Annotated in this window: 12 protein-coding genes and 1 tRNA gene; 7 read left to right on the forward strand and 6 right to left on the reverse strand. The window is 67.3% G+C overall.

Annotated elements, in window-relative coordinates; translation table 11 throughout:
* Positions 1-383 precede the first annotated feature (383 nt).
* The 4 genes from ACILQR_RS10155 (at position 384) to ACILQR_RS10170 (ending at position 4,771) form a co-directional block, all read left to right on the forward strand.
* On the forward strand, positions 384-938 hold the full coding sequence (locus ACILQR_RS10155) for a CarD family transcriptional regulator (protein WP_271146813.1): 555 nt from the start codon (positions 384-386) through the stop codon (positions 936-938).
* A gap of 394 nt (positions 939-1,332) precedes the next feature.
* Positions 1,333-3,546, forward strand: a complete 2,214-nt coding sequence (locus tag ACILQR_RS10160; protein ID WP_395651315.1) for a PAS domain-containing protein — start codon at positions 1,333-1,335, stop codon at positions 3,544-3,546.
* Positions 3,546-3,950, forward strand: a complete 405-nt coding sequence (locus ACILQR_RS10165; RefSeq protein ID WP_395651316.1) for a response regulator transcription factor — start codon at positions 3,546-3,548, stop codon at positions 3,948-3,950. Before ACILQR_RS10160 ends, ACILQR_RS10165 begins: the two co-directional genes overlap by 1 nt.
* Before the next feature lie 257 nt (positions 3,951-4,207).
* Positions 4,208-4,771 carry a hypothetical protein gene (locus ACILQR_RS10170; RefSeq protein ID WP_395651317.1) on the forward strand — a complete coding sequence of 188 codons (564 nt, stop codon included), beginning with the start codon at positions 4,208-4,210 and terminating at the stop codon, positions 4,769-4,771.
* Between the two features lie 5 nt (positions 4,772-4,776).
* On the opposite strand, the gene ACILQR_RS10175 is transcribed toward ACILQR_RS10170, so the two are convergent.
* Positions 4,777-5,244, reverse strand: a complete 468-nt coding sequence (locus ACILQR_RS10175) for a DUF3617 domain-containing protein (protein WP_395651318.1) — start codon at positions 5,242-5,244, stop codon at positions 4,777-4,779.
* A 209-nt stretch (positions 5,245-5,453) separates the two neighbouring features.
* Here ACILQR_RS10175 and rpmB point away from each other — a divergent pair, with 209 nt between their 5' ends.
* On the forward strand, positions 5,454-5,750 hold the full coding sequence (gene rpmB, locus ACILQR_RS10180; RefSeq protein WP_271146817.1) for a 50S ribosomal protein L28: 297 nt from the start codon (positions 5,454-5,456) through the stop codon (positions 5,748-5,750).
* 222 nt (positions 5,751-5,972) lie between these two features.
* Here rpmB and ACILQR_RS10185 read toward each other — a convergent pair whose 3' ends face one another.
* From ACILQR_RS10185 to ACILQR_RS10200, 4 genes are all read right to left on the reverse strand, one after another.
* Positions 5,973-7,247: an EAL domain-containing protein gene (locus ACILQR_RS10185; RefSeq protein ID WP_395651319.1), complete on the reverse strand. Its 1,275-nt coding sequence runs from the start codon at positions 7,245-7,247 to the stop codon at positions 5,973-5,975.
* A 199-nt stretch (positions 7,248-7,446) separates the two neighbouring features.
* Positions 7,447-11,661, reverse strand: coding sequence for a translocation/assembly module TamB domain-containing protein (locus ACILQR_RS10190; protein ID WP_395651320.1), 4,215 nt, complete (start codon positions 11,659-11,661; stop codon positions 7,447-7,449).
* Entirely contained in the window at positions 11,658-13,460 is a 1,803-nt protein-coding gene (locus ACILQR_RS10195; RefSeq protein WP_395651323.1) for an autotransporter assembly complex family protein, read from the reverse strand. The genes ACILQR_RS10190 and ACILQR_RS10195 overlap by 4 nt, the downstream gene beginning before the upstream one ends.
* A gap of 159 nt (positions 13,461-13,619) precedes the next feature.
* Positions 13,620-13,862, reverse strand: a complete 243-nt coding sequence (locus ACILQR_RS10200) for a hypothetical protein (protein WP_271144801.1) — start codon at positions 13,860-13,862, stop codon at positions 13,620-13,622.
* Positions 13,863-13,991: 129 nt separating this feature from the next.
* On the opposite strand from ACILQR_RS10200, the gene ACILQR_RS10205 reads away from it, so the two are divergent.
* Complete coding sequence (locus ACILQR_RS10205; protein ID WP_395651321.1) at positions 13,992-15,737, forward strand: ATP-binding protein; 1,746 nt, start codon at positions 13,992-13,994, stop codon at positions 15,735-15,737.
* A gap of 52 nt (positions 15,738-15,789) precedes the next feature.
* Positions 15,790-15,866: transfer RNA gene (locus ACILQR_RS10210), tRNA-Lys, on the forward strand.
* On the opposite strand, the gene ACILQR_RS10215 is transcribed toward ACILQR_RS10210, so the two are convergent.
* Positions 15,829-16,789, reverse strand: a 961-nt coding sequence (locus ACILQR_RS10215) for an FAD-dependent oxidoreductase (RefSeq protein WP_395651322.1), incomplete at its 5' end; no start/stop codon positions are given. The genes ACILQR_RS10210 and ACILQR_RS10215 overlap by 38 nt on opposite strands.

Below are 16,789 nucleotides of genomic sequence, written 5' to 3' on the forward strand. Positions count from 1 at the left end.
CCCCCCGCCGACCGCGAGGACTGGGAGCGCGTCGAGAACAAGTTCGAGACCCACTTCAGCCCGAACCCGGGCAAGGGCTCCTGATCGCCTGCCGCAAAGCCGCCACAATGCGCCGTCGCGGGCCTTACCCGACGTCCCGCTTTGAAAATCCCCAGTTTTGTGATAGGTTCTCAATCATTGGATTGGGCGGCCGCATGTTTTCGTGCTCCGCCCGAGTTTGCGACAGAATCCCGTCCATGAAGACGGGATCGGCCAGAGGTTGGGTGATCCGTTTCCGCATTTGACGCCTGCACGTTTCCTCCGACAGCTTCGCTGGCGGACGAGAACCTGTCTGCGTCATGCGCCTTCGTGTCTTCGGCCCCTGCGTCCGGGAAAGGAATGACATGACCACCAAGAGCGTTCTGGAATTCAAGGTTGGCGACGCGGTCGTCTATCCGGCGCACGGCGTCGGCAAGGTCGCTGCGGTCGAGACCCAGGAAGTCGCCGGCATGTCGCTGGAAGTCTATGTCGTGACCTTCGACCACGAGAAGATGACCCTGCGCGTCCCCACGAAAAAGGCCAAGACCGCCGGCCTGCGTTCGCTGGCCTCCGACGACGTCGTGACCAAGGCCCTGACCACGCTGAAGGGCCGCGCCCGCATCAAGCGCACCATGTGGTCGCGTCGCGCCCAGGAATACGAAGCCAAGATCAACTCGGGCGACCTGATCTCGATCGCCGAGGTGGTCCGCGACCTGCACCGCGCGGATTCGCAGCCGGAACAGTCCTATTCCGAGCGCCAGCTCTATGAATCGGCCCTGGACCGGATGGCCCGCGAAGTCGCCGCCGCCAACCGCATCGACAAGGACGCCGCCGTCCAGCTGCTGGCCAAGTCCCTCAGCGCCAAGAAGGCCAACGCCCCCGTCGCCGTCGAGGAAGACGCCGAGGCCGAAGCCGCCTGATCCCTCCCGGATCGCCGAATGCAGAAAGGCCCGGTGGAAACACCGGGCCTTTTTTCTTGGCCGATCGGTCGCAGGGTGCGGTTTCCCGAACTGATGCATTTGATCGGCCTCACCCAAAAGACGGACCATCGCACCCAACCCGCCGGACGACGCTAACCAATAATTCTTCCGAACCTGATTTCATGGTCCCCAGAACAAGAACGGGGCGGATGCGGTGGATCGAGACGTTAGCCTTGGGCTCAAAACGCCGTTCGATCATTTGACAGCATTGCTCTGCAGTCAGTTCGACGTTCCGTTCGCCCTTGTCTCCGTTGTGCATGATGACCTTGCGGTATTTCTCTCTGCGACGGGGTCGGGAGAGCGGTCACGGCCCCGGGAGGGTAGCGTCAGCGATATGCTCGTAGGCATGGGGCCGGGTGCCTATCTGGCTGTCGAAGACGCTCAATCTCACCCGATCCTGAAAAACCACCCGATGGTTGTCGGAGAACCGTTCCTCAGATTTTTCGCCGGCGTCACGATCAGCAACGGTGAGGGCGAACCTGTCGGTGCCCTGGGCGTCATGGACTCAAAGCCGAGGTTCGCCCTGACGCCTTCGGAACTGCAATCGCTTCACCATCTCGCCGCAGTGGCCGGCAGCATGCTGGATCAGCTCTCTGCGCAAAGGATCCAGGAAGAACGGCTCGTCTTGCTCAACCTGGCTGAACAGATGGCCGGTGTGGGCCATTGGCGCTACGACGTTCTCTCGGGCAAGGTCACCTGGTCCGACGAGGTCTACCGCATCCACGGCTTTCAGCCGGGCGAGATGGACCCCAGCTACCAAAACGCCCTGGCCTTCTATCATCCTGATGACGTCCCCGTGCTTGCGGGGTTGGTGGATCAGGCGATTGCGACCGGCGAGGGGTATGAGTTTCGGCTAAGGCTACAGCCTCCCGGCCGCGGAGAAAGGCTGGTCGACGCCAGCGCGACCACCGAGCAGGATGAGACGGGACGGACGGTGGCGCTGTTCGGCGTTTTTCAGGACGTTACCGACAGGCATGCTGCGGATCAGCGTCTCAGGGAAAGCGAGGAACGCTTTCGCCTCCTTGCCGCCAATGCCACGGACATCGTCACCGCGTGCGGTCTGGACGGGCGGTTCCGCTATGTCTCTCCTGCGGTCAAGACAGTCACCGGCTACACCGAGGACGAAGTTGTCGGCATGCTTGCGCTAGATTTCGTCCACCCGGAGGATCGGGAGCGTGTCGAGCAGGAGATTGGCCTGGCCTTGCGCAGCCCTGGGGTCACCCAGATCGAACATCGACATGTTCGAAAGGATGGAACCGTCATCTGGATCCAGTCTCGCCCCAGATTGGCCTTCGACCCAGTCACGGGGAAGCCGAGCGCCGTAACCGACGTCATGCGGGACGTGACGGCGCAGAAGGCCCTGGAGGCCGACCTGATCGCAGCGCGCGCGACGGCGGAGGAAGCGTCCCGGATCAAGTCCGATTTCGTCGCCAACATGAGCCACGAAATCAGAACGCCACTCACCGCGATCCTCGGCTTTTCGTCCCTGCTGACAGATCGCGACGACATTCCAGAGGATGCCCGGGTTCACCTCGGGCGGATCGCCGGAGCCGGCCGGTCGCTCCTGTCCATCGTCAACGACGTGCTCGACTTCTCCAAGCTCGAGGCCGGCCAGTATGAGTTGCGGGCTGAAGCCTGCGATCCTCTCGAAGTCTGCCACGAAGCGCTTTTGATGTTCGCGCCACTCGCTCACGAGAAGGGAATCGCGCTCGATTTTGAGCAGTCAGGCGATTTCCCGGCACGGACCGAGCTCGACCCTCACCGGCTGCGTCAAATCCTGCTCAACCTCGTGGGGAACGCGATCAAGTTCACGGACGCAGGCTCTGTTCGCCTCATCGTGAGTCATGACGCGGCGCACGACGCTCTCGCTGTCTCCGTTCGCGACACCGGACCCGGGATGGATGAAGGGCAATGTAGCGGCCTTTTCCAGCGCTTTTCGCAGGTGGACACATCCACGACGCGCAGACATGGCGGCACGGGTCTGGGCCTCGCGATCTCCAAGGGCCTTTCGGAGGCCATGGGTGGTAAAATCTGGGTCACATCACGTCCCGGCTTCGGCTCGACATTCTCTTTCACGGTGTCCGCCCCTGCCGCGATTGAATCCCCAAACCCCGTCGCTGCGGCATCGGACGAGGCGCTCGATCTCGACGGCCTCAGGCTGTTGGTGGTCGATGACAACTCGAGCAATCGCGAGATCGTATCGACGCTCGTTGGCCGGCTGGGTGTGGAGGTGTTCGAGGCCGCGAGCGGACCCGAGGCGATTTCAATGGCTGGTGAACTGCCCTTCGACGTCATCCTCATGGACGTTCGGATGCCTGAAATGACCGGCGAAGAAGCCGCTCGGGCGATCAGGAACCAGTCAGGCCCCAACCAGTTCGTGCCCATTCTCGGCTTCTCGGCGGACATACACATCGACAAGGACGGCTTGAACGATTTCGACGGCCTGGTGGCAAAGCCGATCGTGCTGGCCGAACTGTTCGGTGCGATTGCGTCCAGCCTTCGCATATCACGCGACCCAGCCTCGACAGCCGCCTCAGTGACCGCGTAGTGGCAAAATCACGTATCCTCGTGGTCGATGACGACCCCATGATCCTGGAGCTTCTGGTCACACGGCTTGACCTCGCCGGTTACGAGGTCGTGACGGCGCGGGACGGTCATGAAGCCCTCAAGCGCATCCCGGATACTCACCCCCACGCCATGATCCTTGATATAAACATGCCTCGCCTGGATGGGTTCGGCGTCCTCCAGCACCTCAAGGCCACAGGGTGTATCCTGACCTTGCCCGTAATGGTGCTGACCGCTCGCTATCAGGCCAGCGACGTTCAGGAAGCGATCAAGCTGGGCGCGATAGACTTCCTGGCGAAGCCCTTCAAGGACAAGCAGCTGTTCATGAGGGTGGAGCGCCTGCTTCGATCGACGGCGCGACCAGCGGACGACCACCTGTTCATCTAGAGCCAGGATCCCCGAAGGCACCGGGAGCCGCCGACTCCAGCATTCGCTTTCCCTAACGGCACAACTCCCCACCCTCCGCTTCCGGCCCATTTCTCCACGGATCCCGGCTTGTCCAACGGCCCCAGGTTTCAAACCTCGACCGTCCAATCCCAATGAAACAAAGGGATTGCGACGTTCGACACCCCCTCGAACGCGCCCAGGTTCGATCCTGTGTCACCCTCGACGCCTCTGTGGATGATGAGCGTGAGGAGGGGGTCGTGGACCGATCTGAGGATGAGTTGGGCGAGACGTCGCGCGGCCGGGGCGGTGGACGGCCGGCGGCACCGGAGGCTGTCTGGGCGCGGGTGCGCGAGGATTATGTGGCGGGACTGTCCGCCGCCGACTGTCGGCGTCGCCACGGCGTCGGGCTGACGGCCCTGTATGAACGCGCCCGCGCCGAGGGCTGGCGGCGCGCGGACCGGCCCTGGGCGCCGGCGGTCGAGCTCCATCCTGACGACGAGGGGGCCGCGCTGGATATGGCGATCGACGGCGATCTCGATCAGGTCGATCACCCTCTGATGATCGAGGTCGCCGACCAGCGGATGAAGCGCGCCGTTCTGCGCGGCGATGCGAACGGGGCCTTGCGCTGGCGGCGCATTCGCCTGGCGCTCGAGGCGGACCTGGCCGAGATCGACCGCAATTTCGAGGCCCTGGAACGCGAAATGCAGCCGGTCCGTGCCCGCCTCGCCCAGCAAGCCCAAACGGTTGAAACGGTTGAAACGGTTGAAACGGTCGACGATGTCACGAGAGCCCTCCACCGGCTCATGGCCGCATCCGGGTGACGCCCTCAGAAATACTCGGCGTTGGCCGGACACACCGCCGCGATCCGCCGCGCCGTGATGCTGGCCGGCAGATAGGGGGTGCCGCGCGCCAGCTGGGCCCCGCCGCTGAAGCGGAAGCTCTCGGTACGATAGGTGCCGCTCAGCCGCACATTGACCCGGCGACCCTTGCGATCGGTGCAGGTCCCCTCGAATCGGGCATTGCCGCCGGCGAACTGGCGCACCGGATAGGTGCAGCGCCACCGCCGCGTCGACAGCCCGCCGACGAAGCGGTTGATCTCGGACGGACGCACGCATTTCTGTTCGGTGTCGCGGATGCCTACGGCCGAGGTCGTGTATTCCCAATAGCCGGGCAGGACGGTGTCGGCCCCGCCCGACTGGGCCAGGCTCGCCGGTGCGGCCAGCAGGGCCCCCAAGGCCAGGGCAGGGGCCGCCACGGCGACCAGACGGAGAGCGAGCGCGGTGAAGGTCATCATACAGCCCTTGTAGTCACAGACTTGGACGCTGACACGACTATATGGCGGGATTTGAACCGGCGCTGAATGGCTGCGGGTGCCTGCAAAGCCTTGACGCGGCGGCTCCGGTTCCTCTATACGGCCCCCTCTCGCGCAAGGGGCAACTCTTGCGCGCTTCCCGTTTCATGCCGGCGCGACGCTCGCGAAGGCCCGCTTTCAAGGATTACGCGATGTCGCGTCGTTGCGAACTCACCGGTATCGGCCCGATGGTCGGCCACAGCGTGAGCCACTCGAATGTGAAGACCAAGCGCCGGTTCCTGCCGTCGCTGAAGAAGGTCAAGCTGGCGTCGGAGGCCCTGGGCCAGTCCTACACCCTGCGTATCTCCAACGCCGCCCTGCGCACCCTGGACTACAAGGGTGGCCTGGACGCCTTCATCGTCAAGGCCGGCGACGAGCAGCTCTCGCCCACCGCCCAGAAGATCAAGCGCCAGGTCAAGGCCAAGATCGCCGAACTCGCCGCCGCCTGATTCGGGCGTCGCGCTGATATCGAAGAGGCCGCCCCCCGGGGCGGCCTTTTTGCTTTGTGGCTGTCTGTGGCGGATCGTTCATTGAACGTCTCCAACCCTCAACCCACCGTCATCCTGGGCCCTGTGCCCAGGATCCAGACTCCCGGTGACGGCCGCGAGCCACGCTATCGACGGTGTTTCTGGATCCTCGTGACAAGCCCGAGGATGACGGAATGAAGGGTGTCAGGCGTAGCGCCGACGCCGCTCCGCGCTGAGCAGGGTCGAGCGGACGAAGTCGGCGGGGGGATCGGTCTCGGCCAGGACGGCCTCCTTGATGGCCCTCGGCTCCCCGAACAGGTGGCCCTGACCCATCGAGACGTCGAGCTCCAGGATGTCGATGATCTGGCGCTCGTTCTCGCATTTCTCGGCGATCACCTCGATGCCGTAGCGGCGTGTCAGCTGGGCGAAGTCCGAGGCCTGGATGTCGGGCATGGACCGCAGGGGCGCCCCCCCGTCCAGATCCAGCAGCTGTTCGATCAGCAGGTCCGCCGCCACCTTGATGAACCGCACGTCCGACCGCTGCAGGTCCGAGAAGTTCAGGTCCAGCGTCTGCACCTTGTCCAGCGAGAACCGGAACCCCAGGTCGGCCAGCTTGGCCATGTTGCGCGCCTCGACCGCGCCCCGCGCATCGAAGGTCGCCTGACCCAGCTCGAAGATCAGGGCCTGGTTCAGGTCGCGGTTCTCGCTGAGGAAGTCCAGGAACTGCGGGAAGAAGGTCTCGTCGCCCAGGGACGACAGGGCCACGTTGCAGAAGACCCCGACCTTCCTGTCCTGGCGCGCCAGCCGACGCACGATCTGGGCGCAGCGGAACAGCAGCAGGTTGTCGATGGCCGGCACCAGGCCCTCGCCCTCGGCGATCGACAGATACTCGGCCGGCATCATGACCCGGTCCGTGGCGTCCCTCAGCCGGGTGAAGCTCTCGTAGAAGATGGTCCGGCGCTGGGGCAGGCTGACGACGGGCTGGAGGTACAGGTCCACCCGGTTCTCGCTCAGCGCGTCGTGGACGGTCTTGAGCAGGATATTGCCCTGCTGACGGCGACGGGCGTCGGGGCTGTCGGGGGCGATCATCGGGGCGACCTTCAGCCGCTCGTCGATCGATTCGCTCATCTGCTGGATCAGGGTCTCCAGCATCCGCACCTCGCCGGTCAGCTCCTCGGCAGTGTTCAGGGCGCCCGCCTCGATGGCCTGGGCCAGTTCGGCCAGGGCGTTCTGCTGCTGCTCCATGGCGTCGGCCAGCAGGCGGTGCGCCTCGCGGACCTGTCCGATCTCGGCGCGCAGGGCCTTGCGCTGACCGCCGCCCGTGGCCAGCAGATGGATCACCCCCAGCAGGGCGAAGCTGCCGACCGCAGCCGCGAATCCCGCGCCCCCGCCCAGCCCCGCCCGCCACAGGAACGCGCCGACCGTCATCGCCACGAAGGCGTAGGCAAAGAACAGGAAGGCGGTGGTCAGTGCGCGCATGGTCGCCAGACTGTGGGAGGCGGCTCGCGCCGGTCCCGGGTGGAATCGACCAAGTATCAGGCGATTGCAGGTCGGGTGCTAGGGGGCGTACGAATTCATTCTTCGTCTCCCTCTCGTGAGGAAGCCATCTTCCCCCTCCCGCAATGGCCTGACTTCGCACGAAGTCCTGAAGCGTACCTCGCTGCGCAGCAGATGAACGCTACTGCCGCGTCGTTTCCCTCGGCGGCCGCGTCGAGCGTCGCCAGCGGATCGACAGGGTGGCCTCGCCGGTGCCGCCGAACTTGGAGCTGACGGTCAGGTTCCGCCGGACCTGCCATTCGAGGTTGACGGCGGCGCCGCCCTCGCCCCCGCCGATGATCTCCAGATAGACGTTGTTGGTGATGTAGCGGCCGCCCGCGACGGTCAGGGCCGAGGCCTCGCCGCCGAAGGACAGCCGGTCAAGACCGGCCAGTTCGCGCAGGTTGCCGATCACGTCGAAGCCCCCGCCGCCGGCCAGGGACGCCACCCCGGCTGCCAGCTGAGCCGCCTCGAAGGGTGACAGCTGGGAGGCAGAGCGGCCGAACAGGACCTGGGCCAGGATCTCGTCCTGGGGCAGTTGCGGCGTCGAGGTCAGGGCGATCTCGGGCGCGGCGGCGGTGCCGGTGACGCGAATGGTGGCGGTCAGGGCCGGATCCTCGCGCACCGCCGACAGGTTCAGGCGGATTCTGGCCGGGTCGGTCGACAGGGACACCGTGCCCCGGTCGTCGAAGACGAAGCGCTTGCCGGCGAACTCATAGTCGCCGCGCACGATGCGGGCGTTGCCGGTCAGGTTGGGCTGGGCGATGGTGCCGGTGACCTGGGCGTTGACGCCCAGCACGACGTTCAGGCCCCGGCCCACGACCCGGACATTGCCGCCGACTGAACGGAGGCCGATGTCGAGGTTGAACTGTGGCCCACGCTGGCGCTGGACCTGCTGGTCCTCGGTCTCGTCGCCACCGGGCTTGTTGATCTCGATGACGTCCATGCGGACGACGCCGTTGGAGCCGGGGGGGTTGGCCTCGATCCGGGCCTCATCGATGTTCATCTGACCGGCCAGGCGGATGTTGCCGCCCTCGGAGCGGACGACGGTGATGGGGCCGGAAGCTCTAGCCTCGGCGATGTCGTTGTCGATGATGCGGAAGCGGTTGAGGTTGAGCTCGAAGCTGGAGCCAGACCCTTCGCGCAGGCCGATGCGGCCGTCGCCGGAGACCGTGCCACCGGAGCCGTCGTTGGCGCTGAAGGTCTCGACCAAGGCGGTGGTGTCGTCGAACCGCCCGGCCAGGGTCATGCCATTGAGGACGACACCGGTGGCGTTGTCGCGGAAGGACCCCTGGGCCACGTCCATGCGGCCGTTGATGCGCGGGGCGGCCATGGTGCCGGCGATGGTGGCGTCGATGTCGACCTGGCCCGCCAGCGACCGCTCGCCGCCCAGGAACAGGTCCCAGATGGGCTGGATCTGGCCATGCAGGTCGATCTTGCCGGACATGGGCCGGGTGCGGACGATGGCGAGGCGGAACGGGGCGGCCGAGGCTTCGACCGGCAGGCTGAGGTCGGCGCTGGCGCGCACGGCGGTGTCGTCGTGGGCCTGGGCCTGGATGCGCAGGACGCTGTCGGTCAGGGTGGCGCTGACGGTGCCGTCCACCGCCAGACCCCGCGGGGCGTCGAGGCTGCGGACCTGGGCCAGGGCCATGTCGGCCGAGCCGGACAGGCTGGCCCCCGCGCCGCGCAGGGCGATCTTGCCTGTGACCGAGCCGCGCAGGTCGGGGGCGATGGAGCCAAGTTCGACGGCCGACAGATCGGCGTCCAGCACCACGGCCTGAGGCGTCTGGCGCAACTCGCCCAGCAGGACGCCGCCGCCGATGCCGAGGTCGAAGCGGGCCACGCGGTCGTCGCCGACCAGGGCGAGAACGGCGGGGGCGCGGGTGGTGAAGGCGACCTCGCGCACCCGGCCGCCGCCGCGCAGGGCCACGCTCTGGCCCGCGTCGTCGCGGGCATAGACGCCCGAACCGTTGAACTGCACCGGGGTCGCGCCGCCGACGTCCATGGCCAGGGTGAAGGGCAGGCGGGCCAGGGTCCCGCGTCCGTTCAGATCCAGCGACCGGATCGTCCAGGTGGTGCCCGCCAGCCGGGCGTTGCGGGCGGTGACGTCGAGGATGGCGGTGTCGTTCCCGGCCCCTTCCGTCAGGCGCACCCGGCCCTCGGCGCTGCCCGAGGTGATGAAGGCCCCGGGCCGGGCGCTGAAGGTCAGGTCGGCGCTGGAGGGGACATTGTTCGACAGGGCGACGGCGCCCTTGGCCACCACGCCGCCGGCGTTCAGGTCGACGTCGGTCAGCCGGATGGCGGGGCCTCCGAGGAAGAAGTTCCCCGAGGCCGTGGCGGGGCCGTAGTTGGAGCCGGCGGCGAGGGTGATCCGGCCGTCCGAGGCGTCCGCGCCCTTTCGGAAGCTCAGGATCATGTGGGTGTTCAACAGGGTCAGGGGCCCGGCCGCGACCTTGTCGAAGTCGGCGGTCAGGTCGATGCGGGGCTGGGCCAGGGTGCCGGTCAAGGCCCCTTCGCCGGTCATGGCACCGTCGATGGCGACGGGGCCGACGCCGAACGGACCGCGCGCATTCCAGTCGAGCGCGAGCCGCAACGATCCGTCGAAGCCCATCAGGCCCTTGGCGTTGGCCGTGCCCGAGGCGCCGGTGACGGTCGCGGAGTTCACCTCGATGCGGTTGTTCTGCATCAGGCCGGCGAACTGGAGGCGCGGCGTGGGGCCCAGCAGGCGGTCGGTCTCGGCCTGGCCCGTGACGATGCGGGTGCCGCGACCGTCGAAGGTCAGGTCCCAGGGCATGCCCCGGGGCGGCGCGCGGGCGGTGACGACACCGCCGACCTGGCCCCGGGCCCCAGGCCAGATCTTGCCGAAGTCGGTGATCCGCGCATTGCCCCGGAAACCCAGGCCGCCCAGCAGGTTGCGGGATCCCGAACCCTGGAAGGTCAGGGCCTGACCCTGAAGATCCAGCGCCTCGAACAGGAAGACGCCGTCCTTGAGCAGGGCGGTCTCGGCCTTGATGCGAGGGGTGGAGCCCAGCAGGGCACCGATCATGCCTTCGGTCACGCCGCCGGTGACCTGGGCGTCGGTGTCGATGTCGTAGCGACCGGCGGCGGCGCGGACGTTCAGGGGGCCGGCGATCCGGGCGGAGCGATAGCTGACCAGGTCGGTGTTCTGGAGATCGACGCGGCCGTCGAGCGCCCATGTCGAGGCGTCGCCGGTAAAGACGCCAGTCCAGGCGGCCGGGCCCGCCAGCTTGAAATTGCCCAGGCGGCTCAGCGAAGGGGTCGAGACTTCGAGCTGGATGCCGTCGGGGGCCGAACGGTCGGACAGGTTGATCAGGCCCTGGGCGCTCGATGTCAGGTTCTCGGCCACCAGCCGCCAGGCGACGCCCTGGACGTTCTTGCGGTTGGCATCGGGCACGGCGGCGAAGCCGAAGCGGGCGGTGCGGCCGATGCGCTCGACGAAGGGCTCCAGCAGGTCCGAGCCGCTGAAGTCGGCATAGCCGCTGATTCGCGAGCCGGCCTTGCCGTAGTGGCCCTTGATGGTCAGGGGGGTGAAGGTGCCGGTGCGGACCACGGCATCCACGATCTCGCCGTTGACCAGGGCGGTGGCGGTGAAGGGCTGGTCCGGCGAATAGCCGAGGGCCCCGGCAATGGGCCCGCCCTGCGCCTCATTGGCCCGCAGGTTCAGGCGGGTGTCCTCGATCTTCGCGCCGAGCGTGGCGTCGATGCGCAGGAAATCGCCTGGCCGGTTCAGGCTGTAGGCATTGACGGTCGCCTGTTTGGCGCCCGAACGCGGGACCTCGGCCGAGCCGGTCAGACGCCAGCGGCCGTATTCCCTGGAGAAGCCCTCCAGCAGTTCGACGTTGGCCGCGAATTTGTCGATATCGACCGAGATGGGCATGGGCTGGGGCGGCTTGCCGTCCGGGGGATCGAGTTCGGGCCGGCGGACCAGGCGGATCGTGCGGGCGCTGATGTCGGTCGCGTGGAAGCGACGCAGGACCAGTTCGGGATAGGACCAGTCGACGCGGACGTCGGCCGCCTCCAGCCAGACGCCCTTCTGGTCGGTGATGGTCAGGCGGCGGATGGTGAAGTCGTCGAACAGGTCGCCGGTGACGCCCTCGACGTTGATGCGGCCATAGCGGCTGATCTTCTTGCCGGCGATGAAGGAGGTGACCAGGCCGCGCCCGGAATCGGACAGCAGATACATCCGGCCGCCGATGACGAGGACCAGCACCAGCACGGCCAGAATGGCCGCCGTGATCCCGCCGATGAAGGCGGCGAGTTGCAGCCGGGTGCGACGGCGCTTCTCGGCCTTGGCGGGCGTCTCGGTTTCAGGTTCTGGCGCGGTCGGGTCGGTCAAAATGCCTGACCGATGCTGATATAGACCTGAAAGGTCGGATCGCCCTCGCGCGGGCTGATGGGGAAGGCGATGTCGGCGCGGACGGGGCCGAAGGGCAGCTTGTAACGGGCCCCGACGCCGACGGCATAGCGCATGTTGGACAGGTCCGGGGCTTCGTCGAAGCCGATCGCGCCGGCATCGACGAAGGCCACGGCGCCGAAGCTCTGGCCGATGTCGCGACGCACCTCCAGCGAGGTCTCGAACAGGGAGATGCCGCCACGCGGCGTGTTGTCGGGCAGGCGCGGGCCCACGTCCTGATAGCCGTAGCCGCGCACCGACCCGCCGCCGCCGGAATAGAAGAGGCGATCGGCCGGCACCGTCAGCTCGTCCCCGCCCAGGATGGACCCCAGCCGGATGCGCCCGGCCAGCACGGTGCGGTCCATGATCGGCCGGTACAGCGTCGCCTGGGTTTCCGTCCGCAGGAACAACACCGTGTCGTCGCCGGCCACAGCCGTCGGCTGGACGTTCAGGGTGAAGCGATAGCCGGCCGTCGGGTTCAGAGGGTCGTTGGACCGATCCAGATAGGCCCCGGCGCGTCCCGTCAGGATGGCCAGGTCGCGGTTCATGCGGATCGGTGCCAGGGTGACCGGGTCGAAACGGCTCTCGTCATACTGACCGACGTCCAGGCCGACGCCGTAGCTGATCCAGGAGGTCTTGCCGATCCGCTGCTGCAGGTCCGCGGACACGGTGGCGGCGAGGCGGCTGTAGGCGTCGGTGTTCTCGTTCACCAGGGCGGTGGTCAGTTTCAGCGTCTGGGCCGGCCGGCGCCAGTGCGGCAGAGACAGGTCGACGCCGAGCCGGCTGTCGATCGTGGCGATCCGGGCCTGCCAGCGCAGGGTGTCGGCCCGGCCGAAGCGGTTGTACCAGGTCGAGATCGCCTCGACGGCCGAGCCGCCGGTGACCGAGGTCGTGGCACCGGTCGTCACCGTAGCCTGGGCCGTGGACAGGGTGATGCCCGCCTCGAGCACGCGCCTCGGCCGATCGGCCAGGGTCACGACGACGGGGCGGTTGCCCGCCGTATTGGTCTGGTCCGCCGGGGCCAGGGCCACGCCGACGGTGTCATAGACGCCGGTATCCAGCAGGCGGCGTTCCAGTTCCGCGACCTTGTCCGGATCGAACCGGTCGCCCTCGGCCCAGGGCGCGAGGCCCGCGACCCAGTTCTGACGCGTCCGTCCCTCGGTCTCGAGCCTGATCCCGTCCAGCCGGACCAGGGGACCGGAAGCGACGCGATAGGTGGGCTGAACGGTAAATGCGGCGTGGTCGACGACGACGCGGCGGGGCTGGGTCGCCGCATCGGCGTAGCCCCGGCGGGTCAGACCCGCGACGATCCGGCCCTCGCCCGCGATGACATCGACGGCCCGGCCGGGATCGCCGGGTGTCAGGCCGACCTCGGCGGCGGCCGCGGCGGCGGCACCTCGTTCCGGCTCGGGTGCGATCCATTCGATGGCGGGCGGTCCCAGCAGGAAGCGCCGGCCGGGGATCACCGAGACGATCGCGACCGGGTTCTCGTCGCCCTCGACCACATCGTCCAATGTCGGCTGGTAGTAGCCCTCGGATCGCAGCAGGGCCTCGGCGGCCTCGACGGCGGAGCGGGCGCGTCGGCGGGCCTCGAAACGGTTGGTGGGCGCGCCGTCGGCCTCACCCACGGCACGGACGAGCTGCGCGCGCAGGGTATCGTCCAGATCACCCCGAATCTGGGCCTTCGGGTCGGCCCATGAAGGTCCAGCCAGGGTCACAAGCGCCAGCGCGACGACGCCGATCGCAGCGGCCGGAGGAGCGCGCGTAGCGATCGCGTTCCGGCCGGACTGCGGGAAGGGCCGTGCGGTCAATCCTGAACCTTCGTCAACGCGGGCCTCGGCGGCGCGTGCGGGTGAAACCACCCCGTCGTGGCACCCATAAGGCACCGGGCTGGGCGGCGATCAGTAGAACAGCGTCTCGCTCTCGGGCTTGACCGTCTCTTCGGAAGCCCGCTGGTCGGCCGGCAGGGTCGAGGTGTCCGTCGCCGAGGGCGGTGGCGTGGTCGGCACCGGGGTCTCGACCGGCGGCGGAACCGGAGCCTCCATGGGCGGCGGCGCGGTCTCTTCCTGAGCAGGACGAGGCTCATCGCAGCCGGCGAGGGCGACGGTGCCGAAGGCGAGAGCCAGAACGAGTCTTTTGATCATCGATGTCTTCCCCGGAACTTCGCGATAATGCGCCCCGGACAGAGCCGTTCCATAGCGGTGATCGGCCGTCCAAGGCAACGAATCCTTGGTGTTTGGCTCGTACAACAGTGCGATGCGAAGCGAGGCCCCATGACGACTTCCGGATACGCCATGGCCGCACAGGTGCGCGCCCGCGAGCTGGGCTCCCGGCTGGCGCTCGCCGCCTTCATCGGTTTCGTGGGCTGGATCCTGGCCCCGTCGATCTGGCCGGCCGTCTGGATCGTCGTCGTTCTGGTCAGCCAGGGTGCGGACTGGTGGCTCTGTCGAGACCTGCGGCGCGCGCCGGAGCAGGTACCGTCGCCGGCCTACAAGATCGCCTGCTGCGTGATGGCGTCGCTCAATGTCGTCGTCTACTCCGGGATGACCGGCTATCTGTGGTTCTACGGCGGCGAGGAAGGTCGCATCTTTGCGATGATCCAGGCCGCAGGCGGCTTGCTGCACGTCAGCCTGCACATGCACCACACGCGCGCCTTGCTGCTGTCGGCGGTCATACCCCACGCTCTGTATTTCGCGGGCCTGCCCGTCGCCACGGCCATTCTGGAGCGCCGCCCGGCCGAACTGCTGATCATGGTCGGGGGCCTGCTCTACATGAGCCACCTGGTCGTCGCCGTCCGCCAGAGTTCGGCAACCACCTCTGGCCTCAAGGCCGCCAACGCCGAGGCCCGCGAGGCCCGACAGAAGGCCGATGCCGCCAGCGCCGCCAAGTCCGACTTCCTCGCCGTCGTCAGCCACGAGATCCGCACGCCGATGAATGCGGTGATCTCGGCGGCCAACCTGTTGCGCCGGACCCGGCTGGACGCCGAGCAGCGCGAGCATGTGATGATGTTGATCGACGCCGGCGACGTCCTCGTCGGCCTGCTCAATGATGTGCTCGACTTCTCCAAGATCGAGGCGGGCAAGATGCATCTGGAGAAGGCCCCGATGGACGTGAGGGCGCGGCTGACCTCGCTGCAACGGTTGTGGGAGCCCAAGGCGGAGGCCGGCGGCGTAAGTCTGAGGTTCGACATCGCCGACGACACGCCGGACGGGGTCGTGACCGATGCCCTGCGCTTCCAGCAGATCCTGTTCAACCTGCTGTCCAATGCCCTGAAGTTCACGCGGGAAGGGGAGGTGACGGTGAGCGTCGCCTGGGATGCGCCGAGCGCGGCCCTGATCCTGGCCGTCGCCGACACCGGCTGTGGCATCCCCGAGGATCGCCTGTCCCACATCTTCGACAGTTTCGAGCAGGCCGACGTCGGCACGACGCGACGCTATGGCGGCACCGGCCTGGGCCTGGCCATCAGCCGTCGCCTCGCCGAGATGATGGGCGGTGACCTGACGGTGACCAGCGTGGTCGACGAGGGCTCGACCTTCACCGTGCGCCTGCCGGCCGAGGCCGTCGTCATGGCTCCGGCCCAGGACAAGGCCCGCCGGGTCGCCGACGCCGGGGCCCTGCGCGGCCGTCAGGTGCTGGCGGCCGACGACCATGCGGTGAACCGCCGTATCCTCAGCCTGCTGCTGGAACCGCACGGCTGCGTGCTGACCCTGGTCGAGAACGGGGCCGAGGCCGTCGCCATCTGTCAGACCCGGGTGTTCGACGCCATCCTGATGGACATGCAGATGCCGGTCATGGACGGGCTGGAGGCCTCGCGCGGCATCCGCAGCGAAGGCATGAACCGCGATACGCCGCTGATCGCCCTGACCGCCAACGCCATGGACGTCCACCGCGCCGCCTGGGACGAGGTCGGCGCCCAGGCCTTCCTGACCAAGCCGATCGACCCCGTCCTGCTGGCCCGGACCCTGGCGGAGGCCTGCACTCCGGCGTCCGAGATTGAAGAACAGGCCGTGGCCGCCTGATCCGGTCTTGACCCGGCGGCCGCGATCGAACAGAAGGCCCACCCGATAGTGCGCGTCCTTAGCTCAGTTGGTTAGAGCATCTGACTTTTAATCAGAGGGTCCTCGGTTCGAGCCCGAGAGGACGTACCATCGGCTGTCCGCCTTCCTCGATCTCAGCCAACTGGCTGAGGATCTGTGCCGGCATCTGATCACCGACCATCCGTTGCAGGAAAGGGGTCCGGTCGAAGATCAGGTCCCGCAACGGCCGGAATGGCCGGGGCAGATGGTGGAACATCCGCCCGACCTTGTACGCCAGTTGCGACACATAGGCCGTATGGGGTTTGCGCCGATCCTCGTAGGCCTGCAGGGCCCCCTTGACCGCCTGGGTGTCGTGCATGTCGATCGCGCCCAGTTCCCGGGCCAGAAAATAGCCGTCCTCGATCGACATGCCGGCACCGTAGGCCGCGTAGGGTGACGTCGGGTGGGCGGCGTCGCCGACCAGGGTCGCACGGCCCCTGGACCATTGGTTGATCGGCGGGCGATCGCGGATTTCCCATCGCTGCATGTTTTCGACCGGCGTCCGGTCGATCAGTTCCCTGACGAGCGGCGAGAACTCCACGGCGCGCTTCTGAGAGAATCCGAGGAGGTCGACCGGAACGGGGTCCCTGTCCCTGAACGCTTCCAGCACCCACCATTCAAAGCCCCACCGGCCCTCATGCCGGATCGGGGTATAACTGACCTGGGTGGTGCGATTGTGCGAGATCACACCTTCGCCGGAGGCTCCGCGCTCATCGTAGAGCCAACCGCCGACCAGATGGAGAAACTGCCGCCGGATGGGGGCGTCGCCCCACAGCGACTTCCGGACAGATGAGTTGATGCCGTCTGCGCCGATGACGAGGTCGGCGACGACCGGGTCGCGACCTTCAAAGGTCAGTTTCACCGTCTGGCCCAGATCCTCCAGGCCCGTCAGGTTGTGGTTCAGCCGGAGGACGCCCTCGGGCAAGGCCGCCAGCATGCGCTGATACAGACCCCACCGAAGCAGGCCGATGAAGCCGCCGCCATACTCATCCTCG

Source organism: Brevundimonas sp. (assembly GCF_044239655.1).
Classification (GTDB): domain Bacteria; phylum Pseudomonadota; class Alphaproteobacteria; order Caulobacterales; family Caulobacteraceae; genus Brevundimonas.

Coding starts and splice junctions, on each gene's coding strand:
- ACILQR_RS10175 (WP_395651318.1), bottom strand. CDS start 5,244: ATGATGACCTTCACCGCGCTCGCTCTCCGTCTGGTCGCCGTGGCGGCC.
- ACILQR_RS10155 (WP_271146813.1), top strand. CDS start 384: ATGACCACCAAGAGCGTTCTGGAATTCAAGGTTGGCGACGCGGTCGTC.
- rpmB (WP_271146817.1), top strand. CDS start 5,454: ATGTCGCGTCGTTGCGAACTCACCGGTATCGGCCCGATGGTCGGCCAC.
- ACILQR_RS10200 (WP_271144801.1), bottom strand. CDS start 13,862: ATGATCAAAAGACTCGTTCTGGCTCTCGCCTTCGGCACCGTCGCCCTC.
- ACILQR_RS10205 (WP_395651321.1), top strand. CDS start 13,992: ATGACGACTTCCGGATACGCCATGGCCGCACAGGTGCGCGCCCGCGAG.
- ACILQR_RS10160 (WP_395651315.1), top strand. CDS start 1,333: ATGCTCGTAGGCATGGGGCCGGGTGCCTATCTGGCTGTCGAAGACGCT.
- ACILQR_RS10185 (WP_395651319.1), bottom strand. CDS start 7,247: ATGCGCGCACTGACCACCGCCTTCCTGTTCTTTGCCTACGCCTTCGTG.